The organism is Qipengyuania sp. 902 (genome assembly GCF_051195295.1).
Classification (GTDB): domain Bacteria; phylum Pseudomonadota; class Alphaproteobacteria; order Sphingomonadales; family Sphingomonadaceae; genus Qipengyuania.
Genome location: NZ_JBNJLJ010000001.1, coordinates 796234 through 820293, shown reverse-complemented (window position 1 = coordinate 820293; position 24060 = coordinate 796234). Strand labels below are relative to the sequence as shown.

Genomic DNA, 24060 nt, shown 5'->3' with positions numbered 1-24060 from the left:
CAACCGCCCGAATGCTAAAGCCCAGTTTGTGCCGCTTGCGCATGGTCCGGGTGATAGAGCGCCTGCATCGCTACACCGCCGCCTTGATGAATGACTGTCACTGCGGCGGTGACGATCGGATGCGGTCGCTTGGCATATTCACCCGGCGTCATGCCCATGGTCGCACGGAAGTCGCGAATGAAATGGGCCTGGTCCCAATAATGCGAGTCCAGCGAATTGATCCAGCGCATGGAAGGATCAAGCATGTATTGGCCGAGACTGCGCAGGAAGCGCTGCCGCCTGAGCAGGCTACGCGGCACGAACCCGAAGTGCCGCTGGCAGAAGCGGGCCAAAGTGCGCGGGTTCATGCCTGCTGCCTCGGCCAAAGGTGCCACCGCGTCATGGTCTTCGGAGACCAGCTGGCGATGGACAGCCTGGATTGCCTGCTCGTTCGCGGGGTCGGGTGTTAGCACGTCGCGCAGGGTTGCGTTGATCAGCTGGGCTGCACTCTCGAGATCGTCGCCTATGTCGCGAAGCTGGTGAAGCATCGGCGCCAAGGAAGGCGGCGCGTCCGAGGCGCTGATATCGACGAAGCGGTTGGCGCTTTTATGTGCCGGCAAACCGATCAGCCGCGACCATCCAGCCGGCGTGAGGCCGATGCCCCAGAACTTGCCGTGGGTGATCCGTAGCCGCGTCACCCGGTCCGTCGGCCCCGAGATGATCGCCGGCGGCACGTCGCGCATGTCCTCGTTTCCGATGGCGGCCTGATAATGCTCCGCCTCTCCTGTCCGCAGATTGGCTTCTTCGGGAGGCAGCCAGTCTTCGACCGTGGCACCCTCCGCCACCTCGGTGCGGTAGTAGCCCGAAAGATACGGAGCGAGATCGTTGGGCGGGGCGACCAGCCGCAGGCGCAACTTATCCGAGCTGAATTCCGTGATCGGCAACGATGGGCGCGACATGAAGTCCTTTCGATGCGACGGACGATTGGAGCAGCTTGAGACATCAACGCACAAGCTTCGCTATCGGGCCCGTGCACGCCGGATGTCAGTCTGCGGGCGGTTTGTGCAGCACCTGCATCGCTTCCCCCGCGATCGCCTTGCGGGCATGCGCGGCGGCTCCGAGTACGGGGTGAGGCTGTTTGGCATAGGCGCTCGGGCTCATGCCCATGAAACGCTTGAAGTCCCGCACGAAATGCGCCTGATCGTGATAGTGGCTGTCGAGCGTTTCGATCCATTTAAGCGAAGGGTCGAGCATGAACTGCGCGAGGCTGCGCAGGAATCGCTGACGTCGCAACAGCAGCTGCGGAGTGAAACCGAAGACGGATTTGGACAGGCGTTCGAGCGTACGAAGGCTCATGCCGGTATTCGCTGCAAGATGCGAAACCGTGTGCACGCTCTTGTCCACCAAGGCACGTTCCAACCCGACGATGTCGGTGTCGCGGGGCTGTGGGGAGAGCAACAGCGTTCGGATCGCGTCGGCGAGGCAATCCTTGAACGTTTGCGGATCGGACGGTTCGATCGCGAGACATGCGGTTATCGGCGCCAGCCGTTCGAGTGCGCGCTCCTGCGATAGATCGGCGAAACGATCGGCATACTCGTCTGCCGGCTGGTCGAGGATCCGCGCCCAACCGAGCGGCATCAGTCCGATGCCCCAGCTCTGCGCGGCCTCCGCGCGGAAGCGGGTTGCGCGGCTGGTCGGTCCGACAAGGATCGCTCGCGGCACGCGCTCCAGCCGCGCGTCACCGACCGAGGCTTCGATGTCGCCTTGGGTGATCAAGCGGATATTGGCCCACTCGGGATGCAGGGCATCCTCGATCGGTCCGGCCGGATCCGGGCTCACGTCGAGCCGGTAGATGGTAGTTACGAAAGGGCGCAGGTCTTCGGGTGGCAGGTAAAGGCGCACTTTGACCGCGCTGCCGAGCGCAGAGCCGCTCATGCGCGGGGCCCGCCCACGCGCAGGATCGATGGCGTTCGGATCAGCATCGGTACGGGCAGTAGCAAAATGCGACCGCTTTGCGAAAAACTATCCTCGCCTGTCCAAGGACTGGACGGGTGATCCCCAGACCCTGCGCCGTTCGGCAGCGAAGGCACCGAGCACGGGATGCGGCATCGCCACATACTCGCTCGGGCTCATACCAATGAAGGACTTGAATTCGTGAACGAAATGCGCCTGATCGTGATAGTGCCGATCGATCACCGAGGTCCATCTTCCGGGTTCGGTCAGGAAGGCACCCAATGTGCGTACCAAACGCTGCCGCCGCAGCAGCACGCGCGGACTAAAGCCGCAATGGCGTTTACACAGTCGCTCCAGCGTTCGTTTCGACAGGTTCAGCCTGTCAGAGAAATCCTCGACATGGGTAAGGTAGGGATCGGACATCGCCTCCTGTACGGCGATAATCCTATCGGCGTCTTTCGGCATGGGCGCTGCCGTTCGCAGGTGTTCGCACACTGACTCGAATTGCCGATCGAGGTCTCGCTCGGCGCCGCATAGCATTTCGCAAAGCGTGCTTAGCTTGGCGAACGCCTCTTCGGCCTCTCCATCGAAAACCAGGTTCACGAAGTCGGCCGCCTCCGCGCCCACATAGCGCGCCCAGCCCAGCGGACTGAGGCCCATGCCCCACACTCGGCTCCGCCCGATCTCGAAGCGGGTCGGCTGTGCGCTCGGCCCGGTTGCCTGGAAGCGTTGCGCCCCGGCGGACCGCAGCGCAGCCGAGTCCGGTCCTGCGACCGTATCGCTGAAAAAGCGCATGTTCGCCCACTCGGGCAGCAGCATATCGACCACTCGCTCGCCGGGCGGAAGATCGACAGTCATGAGATAGATAGTAGTAAAGCAGGGAGCGAGATCCGCCGGTGCGGCAAAGAATTGCACGTCGATCTGGCAATCGCTGGCCACTCGACACCTCCCTCCCTGTATCATTGTAGCGCCACGGAAGCATTCGACAAGTTGGAACAAAAAAGGGCGCCCGACCGGACGCCCTTTCTCATATAGACAATCGCTTGAGGCGAAGTTTACGCCGGCAGCGCTTTTTTGGCCTGTTCGATGATCGCCTTGAAGGCCGCGCCTTCGTTCATGGCGAGATCGGCCATGACTTTACGGTCGAGCTCGATACCGGCCAGCTTCGTGCCGTGCATGAACTGCGAATAGGTCAAGCCTTCGGCGCGGACCGCGGCGTTGATACGCTGGATCCACAGAGCGCGGAAGTTGCGCTTCTTAACCTTGCGGTCGCGATAGGCATACTGGCCGGCCTTTTCGACGGCCTGGCGCGCGACGCGGATGGTGTTCTTGCGGCGACCGCGATAGCCCTTGGCCTGGTCCAGAAGCCGCTTGTGCTTGGTGCGGGTGGTAACCCCGCGCTTGATACGTGGCATGCTGTTGTACTCCTAAAAAACGCAGACGGGCTTAGTCGAGGCCGTAGGGGGCCCACTTCTTCACCGCTTTCCAGTCGCTTTCGGACAGGACGGTGGTGCCGCGGTTCTGGCGGATGTACTTGGCATTGTGGCTCATCAGGCGGTGGCGCTTGCCGGCCACACCGTGCTTTACCTTGCCGGTCGCGGTGATCTTGAAGCGCTTCTTCACACCGCTCTTGGTCTTCAGCTTGGGCATTTTCATCTCCTTTGCAGAGACACGTCCGACCAGCCCTGGCAGCCCTTTCGGCCAGACCGGCGGTGATTCACGTGTCGGTGAAGGGCGCGCAGATAGCGATTCTGGGCGGAAATGCAAGCGCAGTTAGAAGTGGGTGACGTAACCGCCATCGACGATCAGCGTGTGGCCGGTGACGTAGGATCCGTCCTGTGAAACCAAGAATGCCACTGCGCCGGCAATTTCTTCGGGCTTGGCCCAACGGCCGAGCGAGGTGCGGCGCGCGAGATGGTCGGCGATTTCGCTCGATCCCTCGAACCACTCCGCATTCGCCTCGGTCAGCACGAAGCCCGGGGCGACTGCGTTGACCGTGATGCCATCGGGTCCGAGCTCCGCCGCGAGCGAGCGGGTCACGCCATCGAGCCCCGCTTTGCTCGCCGTATAGGACGCATCGCCGCGCGCGATCTCGCTGGCGATGGAGGTGACGTTGACGATGCGGCCATAGCCCCGCGCGCGCATCAGCGGCACCACGCGCCGCGCAAGATCGAACGGCGCGACGAGATTTGTGCGCAGCAGCCGTTCCATGTCGGCGCGTTCGATTTCGGCGAAACCGCGCCGGTCGCGCGCTCCGGCATTGTTAACAAGGATATCGAGCCCTGTGGCTCCCTCGATCTCGGCAAGAGCTGCGACACAGGCGGCTTCGTCGTCGATATCGAAGGCGAGCACCCGCGCCTCCCCGTCGATTGTAACTGTCACGTCTTCGAGCGCCGCCCGATCCCGACCACCGAGCCAAACGGTCGCCCCCTCGACTGCCAATCGCCGCACGATCTCAAGTCCCATGCCGCGCGCCGCGCCGGTCACCAGCGCGACCCTGCCGCGAAGTCTGCCCCCCAGATCCATGTCAGTCTTCGTAGATCATCTTGCGTGTCATGCCACCATCGACATTGAGGTGCTGGCCCGTGACGAAGCCCGCGCCATGCAAATATTCGACGGCCTCCGCGACGTCCTGCGGCGTGCCGACACGTCCGACAGGATGCTGGTCGCAGTCCTTTTCGCGGTGGTTAGCTTCGCGTCGTTCGCCGGTCTTCTGCCATGGTCCCGTCTCGATCCAGCCGGGCCGGATGGCATTGACGCGGATCTCGGGGCCGAGCGAGACTGCCATCGCATGGGTCAGCGCATCGAGCCCGCCCTTGGCCGAGGCGTAGGCGAAACATTCCGGCTCGCTCATCACCGCGCGCGTGCTGGAGATATTGACGATGCTCGCCCCGGTCTCGGCGCAGCGGAGCAGCGGCACAGCGGCCCGGCTGCACAGGAAGGCGGCAGTCAGGCTCGCATCGATCCACGCCTGCCAGTCGGACAACGCAAGGTCCTCCAGCGGCCCGCAATAGGGATCGGCGATGCCGGCATTGTTGACGAGGCAGTCGAGCGCCGCGCCATCGAGCCAATCCTCCATCCGCGCGAAGCTGCGCGTCACGTCGCCTTCCTTGCCGACATCGCAGGTCAGCAGCAGCGCAGTATCGCGCGGCAGGGCCGTTCGCAGTTCGGCCAGAGCTTCGGCATCCTTGTCGAGGCCGACCACCCGCCAGCCAGCTCCGTGAAAATGCATCAGGGTCGCCCGGCCGATGCCCGCGCCCGCTCCGGTTACGCAAATCGTTTTCATTGTGGCGGAACGTGCCGCGCCTCGCTCAGTGCCCGTCGTGATCATGGCTGTCGCTAGCGATACCGCCCATCGCTTCGAGCACGTCCTCGAGCCGGGCCGGCTCTCCCAGAGCCAGCACACGGCCATCGCTGTTCGCGTCGAGCGGATTGCCCTGCCAGTCGCTCATCGTTCCGCCGGCGCCCTCGACGACGGGCACCAGCGCGGCGAAATCATACAGCTTGAGCCCGCTTTCGATGACGATGTCGAGATGGCCCGCTGCAAGCAGGCCGTAATTGTAGCAGTCCCCGCCATATACCGGCCAAGGACGCTGCGGATAGGCTTTAGCCACCACCCGCAGATAGGCATCCACGTCGTCCTCGGCAAAAGCATGCGGGCTGGTGGTGGCGATCGACGCGCCTTGCAGGGCAAGGCATCGGCGCGTGCTGACAGCCTTGCCGTTGAGCGTCGTCGGTTGTCCGATGGCGCCCACCCAGCGTTCCCCCAGGATCGGCTGGTTGATGATGCCGAGGACCGGCCACCCGTCCTGCAGCAGGGCAATCAGCGTTCCGAAAATCGGCCGGCCGGCAACGAAGCTCTGCGTCCCGTCGATCGGGTCGAGCACCCATTGGCGCGCCGCGCCTTCGCGCACGCTGCCGTACTCCTCGCCAATTATGCCGTCATCCCGGCGTTCGACCTCCAGCAGGGAACGCATGGCTGCTTCGGCAGCGCGATCCGCTTCGGTCACGGCAGAGTGATCTTCTTTCTGCTCCGCCTGCCAATCCCCGCGAAAGAGCGGCCTGATCGCTTCGCCGGCAACCTCGGCGAGGCGCTGCGCGAGCGCTATGTCTTCTTGCATGTCCATGCCGCGCCTTTGCAATGCCCGCCACTGCGGTCAAGCAGCGCGTTCGGCATCAGTCGAACAGCGAGCTGACCGAACTTTCGTCGGCAATGCGGCGCACCGCTTCGCCGATCAGCGGCGCGATGGTGAGGATACGGATCCGGCTGGAATCCTGCGCCGCATCGGTCGCCCGGATCGTGTCGGTAATGACGAGTTCCTTCAGCGCCGAGCCGTCGACGCGGGCAACGGCCCCGCCCGAGAGGACGCCATGCGTGATATAGGCCGCGACCGAGCTTGCGCCCTGATCGAGTAGCGCCTGCGCGGCGTTGCAGAGTGTGCCGCCCGAATCGATGATGTCGTCGATCAGGATGCAGTGGTTGCCCTTCACGTCGCCGATGATGTTCATCACCTCGCTCTCGCCGGGGCGGTCGCGGCGCTTGTCGACGATGGCGAGCGGCGCATTATCGAGCCGCTTGGCCAGCGCGCGGGCGCGCACCACGCCGCCAACGTCGGGAGAGACCACCATCAGCGCTTGGTCGCCATAGCGCGCCTGGATATCGGCAGCCATGACGGGCGCGGCGTAGAGGTTGTCGGTCGGGATATCGAAGAAACCCTGGATCTGACCCGCGTGCAGGTCAACCGAGAGGACGCGGTCCGCTCCTGCCTCGGTTATCAGATTCGCCACCAGCTTGGCCGAAATCGGCGTGCGGGGGCCGGGCTTCCTGTCCTGCCGGGCATAGCCGAAGTAGGGCACCACCGCCGTGATCCGCCGCGCCGATGCACGCTTCAGCGCATCGATGCAGATCAGCAGCTCCATGAGATTGTCGTTCGCCGGATAGCTGGTCGACTGGACGACGAAGACATCCTCTCCGCGCACGTTCTCGTGGATTTCGACGAAGATTTCCTCGTCCGCAAAGCGGCGCACTTGCGCATCGACGAGCGGCATCTCGAGATAGGCTGCGATCGCGCGCGCGAGCGGCAAGTTCGAGTTGGCGGCCATGATTTTCATTGCTGGCGAATCCCCGTCGGCTGGCAGTGCCACTCGCCTAGCGACACGTCATGGGATTGCAACATGGGAAGGAGGGTTTTGAAGAGGAGCTGGTTGCTGGGGGCGGGAGTTTTGTATTTGTTTGGTGCGGGATATTTGTTGCGTGCGCCTTCGACATCCGTCGAAGGCTTACGGTACCGGCCCGCTCCCCCACCCGACCACCCATAGAATACCGTGCCGTGGGTGGTCGGGTGGGGGAGCGGGACGGCACAGCAAGGTCAGGACGGATGTCCTGACCGCACGCAACCAACTACCCTACCTTATGCTCGCCCTTGATCCAGCGCACCGTGCCGCTGCTGGCGCGCATCACCACGCTTTCGGTCGTCATCGTGCCGCCCCGGCGGTACTTCACGCCTTCGAGCAGGCTGCCGCTGGTCACGCCCGTCGCGGCGAAGATGCAATCGCCTTTGACGAGGTCGTCGCGCGTATAGATGCGGTCGAAATCCTCGATGCCCCATTTGCGGGCGCGAGCCTTCTCGTCCTCGTTGCGGAAGACGAGGCGGCCGTTGAACTGGCCGCCGACGCAGCGCAATGCGGCTGCAGCCAGCACGCCCTCTGGCGCGCCGCCCTGGCCCATATACATGTCGATCGTGGTGTCCTCGTCGGTCACCGCGATCACGCCTGCGACGTCGCCGTCACCGATCAGAACTACACCGCAGCCGATCGAGCGCAGTTCCGCGATGAGGTCCGCATGGCGCGGTCGGTCGAGCACGCAGACGATGATGTCGGCAGGCTCCACTCCCTTGGCGTCGGCCACTGCCGTGACGTTCTCGGTCGGCGTTTTCGCAAGGTCGATAATGCCGTCGGGATAGCCCGGCCCAACCGCGATCTTGTCCATATAGACGTCCGGCGCGTTGAGCAGGCAGCCCTCGGCGCTGGCGGCCAGCACGGCCAGCGAATTGGGGCCGGCCTTCGCGGTGATCGTCGTGCCTTCCAGCGGATCGAGCGCGATATCTATCTTCGGGCCTTCCCCAGGCGCACCGCCGACCTTCTCACCGATATAAAGCATTGGCGCTTCGTCGCGCTCGCCCTCGCCGATCACCACGGTGCCGTCCATGTAGAGCGTGTCGAACGCCTTGCGCATCGCTTCGACAGCGGCGGCGTCAGCAGCCTTTTCGTCGCCGCGACCGATCAGCTTCGACGCCGCGACTGCGGCCGCTTCGGTGACGCGGACCATTTCGAGCACGAGGATGCGGTCGAGCGGGTTGTCGGCAGGCGAATTCATAAGCGGTTCAGTCCCTCGTAGGTGTATCGGCCCCGGAAGTCGGGTGGCGCTTCGGTCATGCAATCGTATGCGCGAGCGCCCGATAGACAGGGAGCCATGCATTGTCGAGACGACTGGTCGTGCTGACCCCGGTCCTTGTCGTATTCGCTCCCGGAGCCGCGCAAGCGCAGGGGTCGACCTCCGAAGAGCTTTCTGCCGACGAGCGCGCGTGCCTGCGCAAACAGGAGGCCGCGCTTATCTCCGGCGAGATCGTCGTCTGCGGCGACCGGTCGGAGAACGATCGATACCGCCTCGGCCCGCTGGGCGAAGTGCGAAAGCGGTATGCCGAAGAGACGATGGATCGCGGCCTTGGCCTGGCCCCCGATTTCAAGCCGCCGCCGTGCCGACCCGGTCTGTTGACCTTGTGCCCCGAGCTGGGAGCCGCAGGTGAACGCCCGGTGACCGTGGATTTCGATGCCTTGCCCGATGCGCCCGAAGGCTCCGATGCGGACCGCATCGCGAAGGGCGAGACCCCGCAATGAGGTTCTCTTTGTTCGCAACTGTCCTTGTAGCAGCCGTCGCTTCACCGGTGGTAGCGCAGGACGCCGAAACTCCGCTACAGCCGCAGCAAGGCTCGCCTCCCGAACGGATCGATTTGCTTGCGGCAGCGCGCGAGGCCGACGAACCGCTCGAAGATTGTAGCGAAGAGCAGGAAGCGGCGCTTCTGTCCGGCGAGATCATCGTCTGCCGCCGCCGCAGCGACCTCGATGAGTATGGCTACGACAAGGAGCGGGCCGAACGTCGCTATGCCCGCGAGACGATGAACAAGGGCAACCCAAGCGCGCCCGATGTCTTCGGCATACCCGATCAAGGCGTGGTCGCGGCCCGCGGCTGCTTCATTCCGCCATGCCCGCCACCGCCGGCCTATATCATCGATTTCGAGAGCCTGCCGGACGCGCCGCCAGGATCCGACGCCGATCGCATCGCGCGGGGGTTGCCGCCGCTGGGGCGCGATGTCGCAACGCCCGAAGCCGCAGCAAGAGCGCGCGCCGAGCAACTCGGTCTTCCGGAGCCGGGGATTGGTGAGGTCAGTCCCCCAGAATCGGCATCACTAGAGGATCTGCCGCAAGACTAGGCGATCCTTCGAGCAATTCGAGCGCGGCGGTCACGCAGCGCTCGGGCCCCTCGTGCGTCACCATTGCGACCTGTACCTCGCCGCCGTCATGATCACGGCCGCGCTGGATGAGGCTTTCGATGGATACTCCCGCATCGCGCATCGCCGCAGTGATTTCTGCGAGTACGCCCGGCCGGTCGGCCACGGTAAAGCGGATGTAGTCACGACCCACGCGCTCGCCGGAATCGCCCTGCTCTGCCGTGGCCAGCTGGCTCACGGGCACTGAGAATGGCGCTCCGGCCTGCCCGCGTGCGATGTCGATCAGGTCGGCAACGACAGCGCTGGCCGTCGGCTTGTCGCCCGCGCCCGCGCCCTGAAAGAGCAGACGCCCGGAGAAATCGCCTTCCGCCACGACGGCATTGGTCGGTCCGGTCACCGCGGCAAGCGGGTGGCGGAAGGGGACGAGACACGGGCGCACGCGCTGGAGCAACCGTCCGGTCGCCTCGTCGCCGTTCTCCATGCTGGCGATCCCGACGAGCCTCACGACGTAACCGAGCGCATCGGCCTGCGCGATATCGGTCGCGCTGACCTGGGTGATGCCACTGCACCGTACCGCTTCGAAATCGATGCGCGTGCCGAAGCCGATTGCGGCGAGGATCGCCAGCTTGTGCGCAGCGTCCACGCCCTCGATGTCGAAGGTCGGATCGGCCTCGGCATAGCCCTTTTCCTGTGCCGCACTCAGCATCTCGCCGAAATCGGCACCGGTCCGCTCCATCTCCGACAGGATGTAATTGCAGGTGCCATTGAGGATGCCGTAGATGCGGGTAAGCGCATTGGCCGCCGTGCCTTCGCGCAGGCCCTTCACCACCGGAATGCCGCCCGCGACCGCCGCCTCGAAAGCGAAGGGCGCGGATTTGATCGCGGCCAGTTCGGCCAGCTCCATCCCGTGATGCGCCACCATCGCCTTGTTCGCGGTGACGAAGCCTTTGCCTGCATCGAGTGCGGAGCGGGCAAGCGTCAGCGCGGGTCCGTCCGATCCGCCGACCAGCTCGACCACCACATCGACATCGGCGCGGGTCGCCATGGCCTGCATATCGTCGACCCAGGCGAAGCGGGAGAGGTCGACGCCGCGATCCTTGCCGCGCTCTCGCGCATTGACTGCAACGACTTCGATCGCTCGCCCCGCGCGGCGCTCCACGACGTCGCGATTGGCTTCGAGCAGGCGGATGACGCCGGTGCCGACCGTACCGAGGCCGGCGATCGCAAGGCGCAGCGGCTCAGCCATGGGTCGGGTGCGCCACGGTCGGGAGTGGAAAATCGGAGTAGAAGCTCATGCGCTGGCGACTAGCCCAGCAGCGGGGCGCTTTGGAACCAGTTTGTCTTGCCCCGCGCCAAGGCGAAGCTGTCGGCCCTCAGCCCGGCGAACGTGTGCGCGGGCAGGTGCCCAATTGCTCGATAACCAGCGCGTAGTCCTGTTCCGCCAACTCACGGGCCCGCGGATCGCGCGAGATATTGGCCTCTCCCGGCAGGCCTGAAGGCAGGAAACAGGCAAGGCGATACCATTCGAGCGTGTCCCGCCGCGGCGGGCGGGCGGCCTGGTCGACGATTTCGGTCCATGAAACGCCCCAACGCGGTGCCTGGTTCGGCCGCCGCACGACGGTCACGGAAACCGGCCCGTCGTTCTCGGTATCGAGGAACAGCTGGGTTTCGGATTCGCCGACCAGCGTACCTTCGACTGCGAGCGCATCACGCACGCCGGTAACGCGTGGCGGGGCGTTTGGCGCAAGCAACGAAGCCAGAACCGACCGCAGGCTGGCGGCAAACGCGTCAGTATAGGGGAACTGTGCATCGGCCTCGACCAGCTGGATTTCGGCCGGACGTCCGGGCACGGTGCGCGCGAACAGGACGACGTCCTGCTTCTTCAGTTTCGGCGCCTTGCCTTTCTCGTCCAGCGGAAGATCAACGAGGTAGCGCAGCGATTCGCCAACCGGAACATTCCCGGCGATCAGAGCTGTAGTCTCCGCTTCGATGTAAAGCCGGACATGGCCCGGGGCGAGGCCCGGCGAGCGCTCCGGCTCGACCGTCGCCTGATCGCGGATTTTGGCACGAAGGACCAAGGGCGACTTGTCCGCCAGATCCACAATGTCAGCATAGGTCAGCTGCGTTTGCGGCGCAGGTTCCTGCGCAGCAAGCGGGGTTACTGCCAAAGCGGCAGCGAGCGCTATCGGGGTAAACAAGGTAGATCGGATCATGATGTTTCCAGCTGGGCGAATGCGAAATTACTCGTGCGGGCGACTCGGTCAATGGCGGGCGAGGCCCCGAGGTTCCCCAGCAGATTTCCGGGTAACGGACTGAATCGGTCCTTAACCGACAAAGGGTTTGCGGTGCGCGGGCATCGTGGGTAAGGGATGGGCGGGCCCAAGCGATGATACATTGTTGCTTGGGGGAGAGGTCTTGGGGTTCTTTCGGGAACTTCGGGTCTTCTGCATCGCTGTCGGCCTCAGGGTAAACACGATGTTCTGAATGAAAAACGAGGCAGCGGGTCGCATGCATGTTGCACCCTCCCGCATTAAGCCTCTCAATCCCGGCCTCGCACCGGGATGACCGATGGAGTGAAGCGACCGAATGGCATATGCTGACCAGGAGATGAGCGGCAATCGCATTGTCGCGATTATCATCGTTGCTCTCATCCATATCGCTCTCGGTTACGCTCTCATCACCGGCCTCGCATACAATGCGGTGCAGCAGGTGGTGGAACGCGTGACGACGATCGATATCGAAGAGCCGCCGCCGCCCGAGCCGGAGGACGAGCCTCCGCCGCCACCTGAACCCGATACGGCCCCGCCGCCGCCGGTGGCACCGCCGCCGCCGATCAGTATTGCGCCGGCCCCACCGCCGATCCGTACGCAGACGACGATTCCGCCGCCGGCACCCCCTGCGCTGCGTATTCCGCCGCCTGCACCGCCGGCGCCGCCGCCGCCTCCGCCCGCACCGCCCGCACCGTCCAAGGCTCGGGGCGCATCGCCCAAAGGCCAGGCCGGCTGGGCGCGTCGCATCCAGTCGAACTATCCCCGCCGCGCCGAGCGCGAGGGCACCGAAGGTAATGTCGGCGTCTCGGTCACCGTCGGTACGGACGGCCGCGTAGCCGGCTGCACGGTCACGAGTTCGAGCGGTTCGAGCGATCTCGACTCGGCTGCATGCGACGGTATGACCCGCTATGCGCGGTTCGACCCGGCGCTAGACCGCGCGGGCAACCCGATTACGGATACCTACCGGACGACGATCGTCTACCAGCTCAACTAGGCTTTCCCGTCGTCCCAGGCGGAACCCAATTACTCAAGAGGACTACTCGCTATGACCTTTCAAATCCTTGCTGCCGCCGGCGAAGCGGCCCCGCAGAACTCCTTCGGCTTCCTCGAAGCAATGGAACAGGGCGGCTTCGTCGCCTGGTTCATCCTCGGCGTCATGGTCATCATGTCGGTCGGCTCGTTCTACATCCTGTTCACCAAGCTGTTCGAACAGCGCAAGGTGATGAGCCAGTACGGCGCCGTCCGTAACCAGTTCTGGAAGCAGAGCAGCCTCAAGGAAGGCGCGACCAAGCTCGAGAAGAACAGCGCTTGGCGCCAGCTCGTCGATGATGCCCTCATGGCCGAAGACCAGCACTCGAAGATGACCGACAAGCTCGAAGCGCACGACTGGATGCACGGCTCCCTCGCGCGTTCGGAAGATGCGATCAACGCGAAGCTCGCCAGCGGCCTGCCGTTCCTCGCCACCGTCGGCGCGACTGCACCGTTCGTCGGCCTGCTCGGCACCGTGATCGGGATCTACCGCGCGCTGATCAACATCGGCATCGCCGGCTCGGCCTCGATCGACAAGGTTGCCGGCCCCGTCGGCGAAGCGCTCATCATGACCGCCATCGGCCTGCTGGTCGCGGTTCCGGCCGTGTTTGCCTATAACTGGCTGCAGAGCCGCAACCGCCGGATCGCCGAGATGCTCAACGGCTTCTCGACCGACCTGCTGGCGAACATCAACTCGAACGGCACCGTCAAGCCGGTCACCACGACGGCTTCGGCTCGTCCCGCAACGGCCAAGTCGGCCTCGGCAACCAAGACGACGACGACCACTGGCGCGAAGCCGGCCACGACCAACCCGGGCACCACCGGCGCGATCAAGAAGTAATTCGGTATCGGGCGGGAGCGCTGAGCGTTTCCGCCCATCCGCCGAATGAACCCAAGCTAGAACGATAGGATTTAAACCATGGCGATTTCGACAGGAGGGGGCGCTAATACGCCGATGTCGGACATCAACACCACGCCGCTCGTGGACGTGATGCTGGTGCTTCTCATCATCTTCCTCATCGCGGTCCCGGTCGCGATCCAGACGATCGAAAAGCTCGAGATTCCGGTTTTCGAATCGGTGGAATCGAAAGACAAGGTCGAGAATCTGCTTCTGACCGTAAGTACCACCGATAGTGCCGGCCGCAGTGCTGGGGAGCCTGGTTTCGAAGGTGCCTCGCGCAACGGCGATTGCCGCGTGTATTTCAACAATATCTCGCCGGTCACCTCGGAAGAGCTCTACGACCAGGCTTTCGAACGTCTCGATGCAATCGTGCAGCGCGCAGGCGGCCCGGAAGCCATCATGGACGATCCGGATGCCATTCCGCAGGTACACATCCGTGGTGATGTCAATGCGCCGTGGTCCTGCGTGGCCGGTGCCATCTACAACGTCCAGGCGGCCGGCTACCCGACCGTCGGCTTCATCTCGAACCCGGTCGACCCGAACGCGTAAAACCGGGTCCGGCAGAGAAGAACTAGGAGTAACCCACTATGGCAATGTCAGGCGGCAAGGATGATGGCGCCCCGATGATGGAAATGAACATGACGCCGTTGATCGACGTCCTGCTCGTGCTCCTCATCATGTTCATCATCACGATCCCGGTTGCGACCCACGCGGTCAATATCGACCTCCCGGCGCCGAGCCCGACCCCGCCCGACGTGATCGTCGAGCCGGAAAAGAACAAGCTCGTTCTCACCGCGACCGACGAGATCCTGTGGAACGGCAATACGATCAACGACGGCCAGTTGCGCACGCTCCTGGCACAGTCGACGCAGATGGCCGTCGAGCCCGAACTGCAGTTCGAACCTGAAGCGCTCGCCAGCTACGATCTGGCAGCGCGCGTGCTGCAGATCATCAAGGCCAGCGGCGTGACCAAGTTCGGCTTCGTCGGTAACGAGCGGTACCGGACCTTCGGCTCCGCCGGTTAATCCGAATAATCATCGATAATTGGGAAAGGGGCGGAGCGATCCGCCCCTTTTCTTTTGCGTGCAGTGACCGGAGCCCGGCACGTCAAAGCCCTCGGTGAGAGACAAACGCCAAACCGCTGCCTTTGACCGGATCGCTCATAGTCGAAGTCCGTGGCAAACACCACCGGCGCTTGCCATCCTGCCGTATCTGTGATGTTATCTCATTGCAACGAAGGAGAGCTTCCATGCCGTACCCTCACTCCCCTCGCAGTAGAGTCGGCCAGCCGATGTCCGAGATGAACATCACGCCGCTGATCGATGTCATGCTCGTCCTGCTGATAATGTTCATTATCGTGATCCCGATCGCAACGCATGCGCTCGCCATCCCGCTGCCCAATGGCAAAGGCATATTCCGGACCGAGGCCATTAATACGGTCCATATCGATGCGCGGCGCGACCGGCTGTTTTGGAATGGCCAGTCGCTCGATCGCCAGCAACTCCTGAACCAGCTCGCTGGAGCCGCGGCCCTCACCGATCAACCGCAAATCCGCTTCGATCCCGATCCCCGCGCCAGCTACGACCGTAGCGCACGCACGATCGCTCTCATCAAGGACTCGGGGATCGAGAAATTCGCCTTCGTCGGAAATGAACGGTATCGGGCTTTCGGTGCCCACTAAATGGGTCAACGGCCACGGCACCGCTATAGCCACGGCGAGCCGATCGGCAGGCCCGATAGCCTGCCGATCCTGCTCTTCGTCTTCACCCTCATTGCGGGCCTGCTCGCAATGTCCCCGCGCGCCACGCACATCCTAAAGGTGGACTTGCCGACGCCGTACCCGCCTGGTCATCTCGGTGTCCTGACGCCTAGCTATGACCGGATCGTAATCGACGCGAACGGTGCTGCCCGATGGAATTCGGTCCCGGTGAGTGATGAGCAACTTCACGCGATCCTCGATCAGTCCGCAATGCGTCCGCTGCAGCATAGCCTGCTTCTGACGCCGGACGGGCACGCTCCCTATCCGCGCGTTCTAGAGATACTCCGCCTCATCACAGCTACCGGCCTGAACGACCGTTGCTTCCGTTTTTCCGGCAACGCCCGCTTCGCGCGATATGACAGGTCCGAAACTTTCGATGACCTGGTCCCTGCCGAAACCGTCGAGTGCTTTCCCTCTTACGAGTAAGGCAGTTCGTCCACCCGCATCGCCGCGCCCGCCAGGCTCTCCGCCTCCAGCAGCAATTCATCGTCAACCGAGCCCTGCGGTGTCGCCTCGCGGCCGATCATGACCATCACCGGAACCGCCAGCGGGCTCACACGGTCGAGCTCGACATGCACCAGTTGCTCGGCCGAGCGATCGAGCAAGTCGCCCAGCCTGCCGACATCAGTCATTCGCGTGCGGGCGTCGGCCCAGGCGGCCTCCAGCAGCACGTGATCGGGCTCGTATTTGCGGAGCACGTCGTAGATCAGGTCGGTCGAGAAGGTGACCTGCTTGCCCGTCTTGCGCTTGCCCGGATGCTGCCGCTCTACCAGGCCGCCGATCACCGCGACCTCGCGGAAGGCCCGGCGCAGCAGGTGCGAATTCTGTACCCACTCGATGAATTCGTCCTGCAAGATATCCGGCGATAGCAGCGGCGCCGGGTCGGTCACCGGTTTCAAGCCCCACACCGCCAGCGAGTAATCGTTCGCCACGAAGCCGCCCGGCAGCAGCCCCATGTCTTCCATGCGCCGCGTGATCAGCATGCCAAGGCTCTGGTTCGCGTTCCACCCTTCGAACGTGTAATAGACGCTGTAGTGGCGCTTGGCGTGCGGGAAGCTTTCGACCAGCAGTTGGCCCGGCCCCGGCATCCGGCTGCGCCAGTCCTGCACCTCCAGCCATTCGCGCACGTCGTCCGGAAAACGCGCCCAGCCAGCGCGATCGACCAGCATTTCGCGCACCCGCTCGGCAAGGTGCGTGGTGAGCGGCATGCGCTGGCCGCCATAGCTCGGGATCATTACATTGGACGTCGCAGCCTTCACCAGCACTTCCATGTCCTGCAGCTTGATGACCTCCAGACTCATCCCGGCGAAGGCGAAGGTATCGCCGGGGGATAGCGAGGCGGCAAAGCGTTCCTCGATCTTGCCGAGGCTGCGCCCGCCCCGCCCACGCCCCGAATTGATCCGCACCTCCAGCATCTCGCTATCGATGATGATCCCGGCGTTCATCCGGTGCCGCTGGGCCTGCTCGGGATGAGTGAGCCGCCACACGCCCTGCCTGTCGCGCACGATGCGCTTGAACTTGTCATAGGCCTTGAGCGAATAGCCACCGGTCTCGACGAAAGAGAGCACCCGCTGCCAAGCCTCTTCGTCGACCCAGGCATAGGCGAGGCTGGAGCGTACTTCCGCGAGCAGCGCGTCTTCCTGAAACGGTGCTGCGCAGGCGCAGGCCATCACGTGCTGGGCGAGCACGTCGAGCCCGCCGGGGCGAAAATCCTCGCCGTCTCGCTGCCCCTCGTCCACCGCCTCGCGCGCTGCCGTCGCCTCGAGAAATTCGAAGCGGTTGCCCGGCACCAGCAGCGCGCGGCTTGGCTGGTCGAGCCGGTGATTGGCGCGACCGATGCGCTGCAGAAGGCGGCTCGATCCTTTCGGGGCGCCCATCTGTACGACGAGGTCGATATCGCCCCAGTCGACCCCGAGGTCGAGACTGGCCGTCGCCACAAGCGCACGCAGTTCGCCGCGCGCCATCGCGCCCTCCACCTTGCGCCGCGCCTCTTTCGAGAGGGAGCCGTGATGGACGCCGATGGGGAAGTTGTCCTCGTTGACGTCCCACAGGTGCTGGAAAATATACTCAGCAAGGAAGCGGGTGTTGGTGAAAATTAGCGAGGTGCGGTTGGTCTTGATCTGCTCGTAAAGCTGCGGGATCGCCCAGGTCGCGGCATGCCCGCCCCAAGGCACACGCTCCTCGTCGGGCAGGAGGATTTCGACCTCGGCGGGCGCGCCGGCCTCACCCTCGACGAGTTCGACCGTGTCGATGTCACCCCACGGCGCCAGCCATTCGCGAAACTTCTCCGGCTCGGCCACAGTGGCCGAGAGCGCGGCGCGTTGCAGGTCCGGGGCGATCGCTTGCAGGCGCGAGAGAGCCAGCGCCAGCAAATCACCACGCTTGCCGGTGGCGAAGGCATGCACCTCGTCGATGACGATGCGCTTGAGGCCGGCGAAGAGTTCGAAACTGTCGGGGTAGCTGAGCAGCAGCGACAGGCTTTCCGGCGTGGTCAGCAGCACATGCGGTGGCTTCGTGCGCTGGCGCTTCTTGCGATCCGACGGGGTATCGCCGCTGCGCGTCTCGACGCGGATCGGCAGGCCGATTTCCTCGATCGGCGTCAGCAGGTTGCGCTGAACGTCATGCGCCAGCGCCTTGAGCGGCGAGACATAGAGCGTGTGGAGGCCATCCGGAGGCGCGGCGCCATTCAGCCGCGAAGGCGCGAAATCGGCCAGAGTCGGCAGGAACCCGGCCAATGTCTTGCCAGCCCCGGTATCGGCCACCAGCAGTGCATGCCGCCCCGCATCGCTGGCGCCGAGCATCTCTGCCTGGTGTCGCCGAACGCGCCACTCGCGCGCCGCAAACCATTCGGCGATCTCGGGAGGGACGGCACCGGGCTTCATCAGGATACAGCGCTGGCGCAAGGCGAGCGTTCCCGTCAGATGGCGCGGAGCAGAGCAGTCGGCGCTTCGTCCGGATCGGCCAGCGCCGCCTCGACGACTGCGATGCGCGCGTCACAGGCGGCAGGATGGGTTTCGTCGCCGAGAGCCCGGGCGATTTCGGGCGCGCTCAAACCCGTTTCGGCAGCGACAACAGCTGCGATGTCTTCCGGTATGGTGTAGCCTTCCTCCTCTTGGAGCTGCGGCCGCAGCCACCCTCGATCGAGCAGGTCTCGCGCCACCTGCCGCTCGCGCTCGGTCGACTCGCCCGACAGCTGCGGTATGCCTTCGAAAAAGCTGCGACTGAGCACCTCGCGGCAGTTGCCATCGCCCGAAGCGCGCGCTGCGCGGAGCCAGTCGAAGTAGAGCGTATCGATGGCGACAAGCGTTTCCCGATCGGCAATGTCGCGCGCCGACAAGATTCCGACCCTCAGATCTTCGCGCAGTCTGAACTGCGGGTCGTTGCCGCGCATGATATTACCGAGCACTCCGGCAACCAGCCGTGCCTCTCGCTCGCCGACATAGGCCGCTGTCGCATTATCGCCGAAAACCTCGATCAGCAGACGGTCCGCCTCGGCAAGATTTCTCGGCGATACGCGGTCCTGCAAATCCTGGGCGACGCGCTCCGATGGGTCGGGTCTATCCGCCGCGTATTCGGCGAATTCGGTGAACGCGAAGACCGCCACAAGAAGGAGGACGAGCACGACGCAACCGGATAATGTCCGCTCCTTCGACGGGGTCCCGCTCGACTGCGCCACATTGTCCGGCCTCCCGACCACGAGCCGATTGTCCTGTTCGAAAGACGGATCGACATATTCGGCCGCTCGCACTTGGGAGACGGGCTGCGCTCTCGCTCCCGCCTCGGGTTCGGGAGCGGGAGCGGGAGCGGGAGCGGGAGCGGGAGCGGGAGCGGGAGCGGGAGCGGGAGCGGGAGCGGGAGCGGGCGGCTCTGTTTCGATAGGTGTCGCGTCAACCGGAGCGGGCCTGAAATCCTCCGGATCGAGTTCCTCGGCTTCGGGGAGGGCGATTTCGGGCGGAGCCGGGGGTGGTGCGAGATCCGCAATCGGCGGTGGCGCGACAACGCTCGGTCGCCCGGCAGGGCCACGATCTCCGCGCTCTGCCGCGCGGAGCATCTCCGATGCCAGGAACAGGGCCTTCTCGCGCGCCTCGGTCAGCCGCGCGAAGGCCGAGATCTGCATCGCCTTGTCGAGGTCGGCCTTCCGCGCTGCATAGGCCGCGCGGATTGCCTCCTTGTCGGAGGTTTCTGCGATTCCGAGGTCCGACCAGGGCCAGTCAGCCACGGCCTGTCAAATCCTCCCAGCGTTTCCCGAACACCGTGCCTCTACATTTCTTCCAGTTCGCCGTCGGCTTCGTCCATCGGTTTGGGTGGCTTGACCACGTCTTCCAATGCCGCTGCATCGACGCCCACCAATTCTGCCATCCTCGCTCGCTCTGCTTCGGTCAGATCGGCATAGCTACGCTCGGTCGGCAATGTTGCCATCGCCTCCGTCATTGCGGTCTCCATGTCCCCGAAACTGCCCATGATTGCGGGCAGTGCCTGCATGCTCGATTGCATGACCTGCGGATCGGCGAACAGCGCCATTTGCTCGCGCGCGTAGATCTCACCCGTCGGGGTCGCGAAAAACGCCGCAATGTCTGCCAACTGGTTCTCGTCGAACCGCGCCGCATAGGCCTTCGACAAGCCTTCCCGCATCGGTTCTTCCATTACCGAGAAGGCGCCGCCCATCTTGTCGGTCATTACGGTGATGATTGCATCGGCGCGTTCGGCATAAGCTGGATCGAGCAGGCCAGCGAGCTCGGCACGGCGTTCCTCGTCCAGTGCGTCGATCCGCTCTTGGTCGATCTCCAAGCGGCCCGCTAGGACGAACTTCGGCTGGGTGAACATCGACATCATCGGACGCATCATCTTGTCCATCATGTCGCTCATCATGGTGCCGTAGAACCTTTCCGGCATCATCGTGCCAACCAGCGCCTCGGCCTGCGGCAGCCGCGCCTCCTGCTCGTCAGTCAGTGGCTCGGTCTGAAAAATACCGCCCAACATCTTCGCGAAATCGGCCATGCCGTCGCCCGCCGGAATTTCGCTCGTAATCTCGGCTTCGTCCTGGGCCCAGGCCGGTGTCGTCATGGCTAGAGCCAGGCTAAAGATTGCCGTCTTCAGAACATTGCGCATTGTCGATCCCCCCGGTTGAATATCAGTGCCCCACGGTTTCACCGCGCTCCAGCCCGCTCAGCGCCAGTTGCTCGTCGATTTGGGCCATCAGGCGGGACAGCCCCGCCTGCGTTTCGCTTTCCGCGCGGGCGACGAGCACGTCCTGCGTGTTCGAGGCGCGTAGCAGCCACCAGCCATCGTCATTGGTCACGCGCACGCCGTCGGTCCCGTCGACCTCGTCCGAGCTGTCCTTCAGCCGCTCCTTGACCTCCTCGATCGCGGCGAACTTGCGGCTTTCATCGACCTGGAAGCGCATTTCGGGCGTGTTGATCATATCCGGCATCGCGCTGCGCAGATCGGTGACCGACTTGCCGAGCCGCGCCGATGCCGCGAGCAACCGCACCCCGGCATAAAGCGCGTCGTCGAAGCCGTAATATTCGTCGGCGAAGAACACGTGGCCGCTCATCTCACCCGCCAGCGGCGAACCCGTTTCCTTCATTTTGGATTTAATGAGCGAGTGGCCGGTCTTCCACATCAGCGGCTTGCCGCCGCAGACGGCGACGTGATCGTAAAGCGCACGGCTGGCCTTCACATCGGCGATAATCACGGGCGAATCATCGCGCCGCGCCAGCAGGTCCTCGGCATAGATCATCAGCAGCTGGTCGCCCCAGATGACCCGGCCCTGCCCGTCGATCGCCCCGATCCGGTCCCCGTCCCCGTCGAAAGCGACGCCGAAATCGAGCGACTTGTCCGCGACAAGCGCGCGCAGGTCTTCGAGATTGGCCTCCACGGTCGGATCGGGATGATGATTGGGGAAATTGCCATCGACTTCGGTAAACAGCAGGTGGTGTTCGCCGGGCAGCCGCTCGACGAGTTGCTCGAGCGCGGGACCGGCGGCGCCATTGCCCGCGTCCCACCCGACGCGCAGTTTTTCGAGCGCCGTTCCGTCGATATCGGCCAGCGCATCGACCATCTTGGCGATATAGGCGGCCATCACGTCGCGGGTTTCGACCTCGCCTCTCCCGTCGGCCCATTCGCCGGCGGCGGACCGGCGGCCCAGCTCCTGAATGTCCGCGCCGAAGAACGGACGCCCCTGGAATACCATCTTGAAGCCATTGTAATTGGCGGGGTTATGGCTGCCGGTTATCTGGATGCCGCCATCGATCTCCTCGTCCGATGCTTCGGCATAATATAACATCGGTGTCGGCCCCATGCCGACGCGGACCGCATCGCAGCCCGCCGCCGTCAGCCCTTCGACAAGCGCATGTTCCAGGATCGGCGAGGATACGCGTCCGTCGTAACCTACTGCAACGCGAGAGCCGCCCGCTTCGCGCAGTATCGATCCGAAGGTCCGCCCGATGGCACGCGCATCGTCCGGGCTAAGGGTTTCGCCGATGATTCCGCGAATGTCGTATTCGCGCAGCACGGTGGGGTCGAATTCATGGCTCATTCGGGTCGCTCCGGTGGTTCGTGGGGCATTTCGCCCAGAAGCAGGTCGCGCGCGGCGTTGAGGTCCTGCATTGCGGCATTTGTTCCGCCGCGATCCGGATGGATCATGGCGGTCATTCTTCTATGGGCGTCACGGATTTCCCGCGCATCGGCGCGCTTGCCCACTCCCAGCAATTTGCGTGCCTTGAACAGCGCTTGCGAGCGGGTGTCCGGGGCGCGAAGATATTCCCATGGCCAGCGCCCGAAAATCCACCGGCAGGCGACCGACAGCAGCACGGCCAGGGCGATCAGGCGAAGCATCAGGCGGCGCTTTCGGCAGGCGCGGCACTCGACGCACCGGGCAAGCGGAGATTGGCGATCAGCGTGCGCAGTTCCTGCCGTGCGACGAGGTGGCTGGTGCCGAGATCGCCCAGATGCCCCTTGTCCAGCAACGTCAGGCCCGAGGGGAACAGCTCGCGATAGATCACACGCTCGGACAGTCCCTTCGCGACGCGGAAGCCCACGCGTTTCGACATCTCTGACAGAGCCTGTTCGATGCGCGCCATGTTGCGCGCCTCGGTATAGCCGGTGCGGTTGCGCACGACGACCCAGTCCATCTCGCGCCGGTTCTGTTCGAGGCCTGCGCGGCTGCGCTTGATCCGCGCCTCCCAGATCAACTCGGCGTAGAAGGACAGTTTCTTGACCTTGAAGCTCTCGCCCTCGACCTGGCCGATGAGGTCGAAATCGACGAAGCTGTCGTTCATCGGGGTCACGAGCGTATCGGCCGTGGTCGCGGCATGGCGCGCCAGCGGATCGTCGCGGCCGGGCGTGTCGATCACGACGACGTCGGCACCCGCGGAATGCTCGCCGACGAAAGCCTCGAACTGGCTTTCGTCCATCCCTTCGGCGACGTGACATTCGGCGGTAGGCAACTCGATGCCCCGCCGTGCCATCGTATCGGCGCGGTTTTCGAAATAGCGGCACATCGTGCGCTGACGGTGGTCGAGGTCGAAAGCGACCACGCGGGCGCCGCGAAACGCCAGAGCGACGGCGACATGGACGGCGGTCGTCGACTTGCCCGTACCGCCCTTTTCATTGGCGAAAACAATACGGTGGGGGGCGGACGTCATCGAACGAGAATACCTGTAAAACGAGTTGTCGGCCTTTCCCCTATCCAACCCGCCGCCGGGCCGCAACGCACCGCAGCTGGCCGAACGAGGAATAATCGGGATTTGGCGTTGCTATACAAGCCTTCTGCATGAGACTGGCGTATCTCGAGCATCAGGGGCGCAATGGATCGGTGGTCGCGGCAAAAGCTGGCTGCCGTAAGATTGGAATGGGGGATACCTTACAATGAACAAGTTCGCAGTGGCGGCGTTGGCCGTGGTCGCGTCCTTCAGCATGGCAGCCGAGCCGGTCAATGCGCAGGGCCGCTCGTCCGGGCGCAAGGCGCAGGATCGCGCCACGATGGAAATCCCGCGTTGCACGCGCAATCTGGGCACGGTCGCGATCGTCGAGCCGGACAATCAATGGTGGCGCGAGTTCAATCTCGGCAGCCCCGAAGCGATCATCCGCGTGTTCGTACAACGGTCGGGATGCTTCACGCTCGTCAATCGCGGCCGGTCCATGCAGAGCCGCGCGATGGAGCGGGCGCTCGCCGACCAGGGTGAGTTGCAGGAAGGCTCGAACCTCGGCCGCGGCCAGGTGAAGGCCGCCGATTACTTCCTCCAGCCCGACATCGTTTCGGCCAATTCGAACTCCGGCGGCGGCGGCGGCGTCCTTGGCGGCGTGGTTGGCGGCCTGTTCGGGCGCACCGCAGGCGCACTGGCCGGCGGCATCCGGGTCAAGAAGGGCGAGGCCAATGTTACGCTCTCGATCGTCAATGCGCGCACCACGGTAGAGGAAGCGCTGGTCGAAGGCTATTTCCGCAAGAAGGACCTCGGCTGGGCGGCCGGTGGCGGCCTGTTCGGCGGCGGCGGCGGGGCCGCGGGCGGCTTCGGCAGCTATGAAAACACGGCGATCGGCCAGATCATCGTGCTTGCCTATCTCAATGCCTATAGCGACCTCGTCTACCAGCTGGGCGGATTGCCGGAAGATGCGGCTGCTGCGGCGCCAGAGGCCCGCTAGTCCAGCAGGTCAAGACGC

Annotated in this window: 27 protein-coding genes; 9 read left to right on the top strand and 18 right to left on the bottom strand. The window is 64.3% G+C overall.

Going from position 1 to position 24060, the window contains the following annotated elements:
• Positions 1 to 14: 14 nt before the first annotated feature.
• The 10 genes from ACSH0F_RS04110 to glpX form a co-directional block, all read right to left on the bottom strand.
• On the bottom strand, positions 15 to 938 hold the full coding sequence (locus tag ACSH0F_RS04110; protein ID WP_435200144.1) for a helix-turn-helix domain-containing protein: 924 nt from the start codon (positions 936 to 938) through the stop codon (positions 15 to 17).
• Positions 939 to 1023: 85 nt separating this feature from the next.
• On the bottom strand, positions 1024 to 1914 hold the full coding sequence (locus ACSH0F_RS04105; RefSeq protein ID WP_435200142.1) for a helix-turn-helix domain-containing protein: 891 nt from the start codon (positions 1912 to 1914) through the stop codon (positions 1024 to 1026).
• A gap of 87 nt (positions 1915 to 2001) precedes the next feature.
• The gene (locus tag ACSH0F_RS04100; protein WP_435200140.1) at positions 2002 to 2871 is read right to left on the bottom strand and encodes a helix-turn-helix domain-containing protein; all 870 of its coding nucleotides are present in this window, start codon (positions 2869 to 2871) and stop codon (positions 2002 to 2004) included.
• A 116-nt stretch (positions 2872 to 2987) separates the two neighbouring features.
• Positions 2988 to 3347, bottom strand: a complete 360-nt coding sequence (gene rplT / locus ACSH0F_RS04095; protein ID WP_278329537.1) for a 50S ribosomal protein L20 — start codon at positions 3345 to 3347, stop codon at positions 2988 to 2990.
• A 31-nt stretch (positions 3348 to 3378) separates the two neighbouring features.
• Complete coding sequence (rpmI, locus tag ACSH0F_RS04090; RefSeq protein ID WP_435200137.1) at positions 3379 to 3582, bottom strand: 50S ribosomal protein L35; 204 nt, start codon at positions 3580 to 3582, stop codon at positions 3379 to 3381.
• Between the two features lie 123 nt (positions 3583 to 3705).
• Entirely contained in the window at positions 3706 to 4458 is a 753-nt protein-coding gene (locus ACSH0F_RS04085) for an SDR family oxidoreductase (protein WP_435200135.1), read from the bottom strand.
• A gap of 1 nt (position 4459) precedes the next feature.
• Positions 4460 to 5218 (bottom strand): SDR family NAD(P)-dependent oxidoreductase, encoded by a 759-nt coding sequence (locus tag ACSH0F_RS04080; RefSeq protein WP_435200133.1) that lies wholly within the window; start codon positions 5216 to 5218, stop codon positions 4460 to 4462.
• A 25-nt stretch (positions 5219 to 5243) separates the two neighbouring features.
• Positions 5244 to 6059 carry an inositol monophosphatase family protein gene (locus ACSH0F_RS04075; RefSeq protein ID WP_435200131.1) on the bottom strand — a complete coding sequence of 272 codons (816 nt, stop codon included), beginning with the start codon at positions 6057 to 6059 and terminating at the stop codon, positions 5244 to 5246.
• A gap of 49 nt (positions 6060 to 6108) precedes the next feature.
• Positions 6109 to 7044: a ribose-phosphate pyrophosphokinase gene (locus tag ACSH0F_RS04070; protein WP_305931140.1), complete on the bottom strand. Its 936-nt coding sequence runs from the start codon at positions 7042 to 7044 to the stop codon at positions 6109 to 6111.
• Between the two features lie 289 nt (positions 7045 to 7333).
• Positions 7334 to 8308 (bottom strand): class II fructose-bisphosphatase, encoded by a 975-nt coding sequence (glpX, locus tag ACSH0F_RS04065; protein WP_435200129.1) that lies wholly within the window; start codon positions 8306 to 8308, stop codon positions 7334 to 7336.
• A gap of 101 nt (positions 8309 to 8409) precedes the next feature.
• Between glpX and ACSH0F_RS04060 the strand changes: the two genes are divergently transcribed.
• Positions 8410 to 8829, top strand: a complete 420-nt coding sequence (locus tag ACSH0F_RS04060) for a hypothetical protein (protein ID WP_435200127.1) — start codon at positions 8410 to 8412, stop codon at positions 8827 to 8829.
• A gap of 47 nt (positions 8830 to 8876) precedes the next feature.
• Positions 8877 to 9422, top strand: coding sequence for a hypothetical protein (locus tag ACSH0F_RS04055; protein WP_435200125.1), 546 nt, complete (start codon positions 8877 to 8879; stop codon positions 9420 to 9422).
• On the opposite strand, the gene ACSH0F_RS04050 is transcribed toward ACSH0F_RS04055, so the two are convergent.
• The gene (locus ACSH0F_RS04050; protein WP_435200123.1) at positions 9376 to 10686 is read right to left on the bottom strand and encodes a homoserine dehydrogenase; all 1311 of its coding nucleotides are present in this window, start codon (positions 10684 to 10686) and stop codon (positions 9376 to 9378) included. The genes ACSH0F_RS04055 and ACSH0F_RS04050 overlap by 47 nt on opposite strands.
• A gap of 127 nt (positions 10687 to 10813) precedes the next feature.
• Positions 10814 to 11653: a hypothetical protein gene (locus ACSH0F_RS04045; RefSeq protein WP_435200121.1), complete on the bottom strand. Its 840-nt coding sequence runs from the start codon at positions 11651 to 11653 to the stop codon at positions 10814 to 10816.
• A 373-nt stretch (positions 11654 to 12026) separates the two neighbouring features.
• Between ACSH0F_RS04045 and ACSH0F_RS04040 the strand changes: the two genes are divergently transcribed.
• The 6 genes from ACSH0F_RS04040 (at position 12027) to ACSH0F_RS04015 (ending at position 15825) form a co-directional block, all read left to right on the top strand.
• The gene (locus tag ACSH0F_RS04040; protein ID WP_435200119.1) at positions 12027 to 12704 is read left to right on the top strand and encodes a TonB family protein; all 678 of its coding nucleotides are present in this window, start codon (positions 12027 to 12029) and stop codon (positions 12702 to 12704) included.
• A 51-nt stretch (positions 12705 to 12755) separates the two neighbouring features.
• Entirely contained in the window at positions 12756 to 13580 is an 825-nt protein-coding gene (locus ACSH0F_RS04035; RefSeq protein ID WP_435200117.1) for a MotA/TolQ/ExbB proton channel family protein, read from the top strand.
• 78 nt (positions 13581 to 13658) lie between these two features.
• Positions 13659 to 14189, top strand: coding sequence for an ExbD/TolR family protein (locus tag ACSH0F_RS04030; protein WP_435200115.1), 531 nt, complete (start codon positions 13659 to 13661; stop codon positions 14187 to 14189).
• 38 nt (positions 14190 to 14227) lie between these two features.
• Complete coding sequence (locus ACSH0F_RS04025) at positions 14228 to 14665, top strand: ExbD/TolR family protein (RefSeq protein WP_278329523.1); 438 nt, start codon at positions 14228 to 14230, stop codon at positions 14663 to 14665.
• A gap of 266 nt (positions 14666 to 14931) precedes the next feature.
• The gene (locus ACSH0F_RS04020) at positions 14932 to 15321 is read left to right on the top strand and encodes an ExbD/TolR family protein (protein WP_435200113.1); all 390 of its coding nucleotides are present in this window, start codon (positions 14932 to 14934) and stop codon (positions 15319 to 15321) included.
• On the top strand, positions 15322 to 15825 hold the full coding sequence (locus ACSH0F_RS04015; protein ID WP_435200111.1) for an ExbD/TolR family protein: 504 nt from the start codon (positions 15322 to 15324) through the stop codon (positions 15823 to 15825).
• Here ACSH0F_RS04015 and ACSH0F_RS04010 read toward each other — a convergent pair.
• The 6 genes from ACSH0F_RS04010 to ACSH0F_RS03985 all read right to left on the bottom strand — a co-directional run bounded on the left by ACSH0F_RS04010 (position 15816) and on the right by ACSH0F_RS03985 (position 23045).
• A complete protein-coding gene (locus ACSH0F_RS04010) occupies positions 15816 to 18281 on the bottom strand; it encodes a ligase-associated DNA damage response DEXH box helicase (RefSeq protein ID WP_435200109.1) in 2466 nt (821 codons plus the stop codon). The two genes, ACSH0F_RS04015 and ACSH0F_RS04010, sit on opposite strands and share 10 nt — an antisense overlap.
• Before the next feature lie 35 nt (positions 18282 to 18316).
• The gene (locus ACSH0F_RS04005; protein WP_435200107.1) at positions 18317 to 19618 is read right to left on the bottom strand and encodes a hypothetical protein; all 1302 of its coding nucleotides are present in this window, start codon (positions 19616 to 19618) and stop codon (positions 18317 to 18319) included.
• Between the two features lie 41 nt (positions 19619 to 19659).
• Positions 19660 to 20463 (bottom strand): DUF2059 domain-containing protein, encoded by an 804-nt coding sequence (locus tag ACSH0F_RS04000; RefSeq protein WP_435200105.1) that lies wholly within the window; start codon positions 20461 to 20463, stop codon positions 19660 to 19662.
• 67 nt (positions 20464 to 20530) lie between these two features.
• Positions 20531 to 21937 carry a phosphoglucomutase/phosphomannomutase PgmG gene (gene pgmG, locus ACSH0F_RS03995; protein WP_435200103.1) on the bottom strand — a complete coding sequence of 469 codons (1407 nt, stop codon included), beginning with the start codon at positions 21935 to 21937 and terminating at the stop codon, positions 20531 to 20533.
• The gene (locus ACSH0F_RS03990; protein ID WP_435200101.1) at positions 21934 to 22236 is read right to left on the bottom strand and encodes a molecular chaperone DnaJ; all 303 of its coding nucleotides are present in this window, start codon (positions 22234 to 22236) and stop codon (positions 21934 to 21936) included. The genes pgmG and ACSH0F_RS03990 overlap by 4 nt, the downstream gene beginning before the upstream one ends.
• Positions 22236 to 23045 carry a division plane positioning ATPase MipZ gene (locus ACSH0F_RS03985; RefSeq protein WP_435200099.1) on the bottom strand — a complete coding sequence of 270 codons (810 nt, stop codon included), beginning with the start codon at positions 23043 to 23045 and terminating at the stop codon, positions 22236 to 22238. The genes ACSH0F_RS03990 and ACSH0F_RS03985 overlap by 1 nt, the downstream gene beginning before the upstream one ends.
• Positions 23046 to 23268: 223 nt before the next feature.
• On the opposite strand from ACSH0F_RS03985, the gene ACSH0F_RS03980 reads away from it, so the two are divergent.
• Positions 23269 to 24042: a CsgG/HfaB family protein gene (locus ACSH0F_RS03980; RefSeq protein WP_278329515.1), complete on the top strand. Its 774-nt coding sequence runs from the start codon at positions 23269 to 23271 to the stop codon at positions 24040 to 24042.
• The last annotated feature ends 18 nt before the right edge of the window (positions 24043 to 24060 follow it).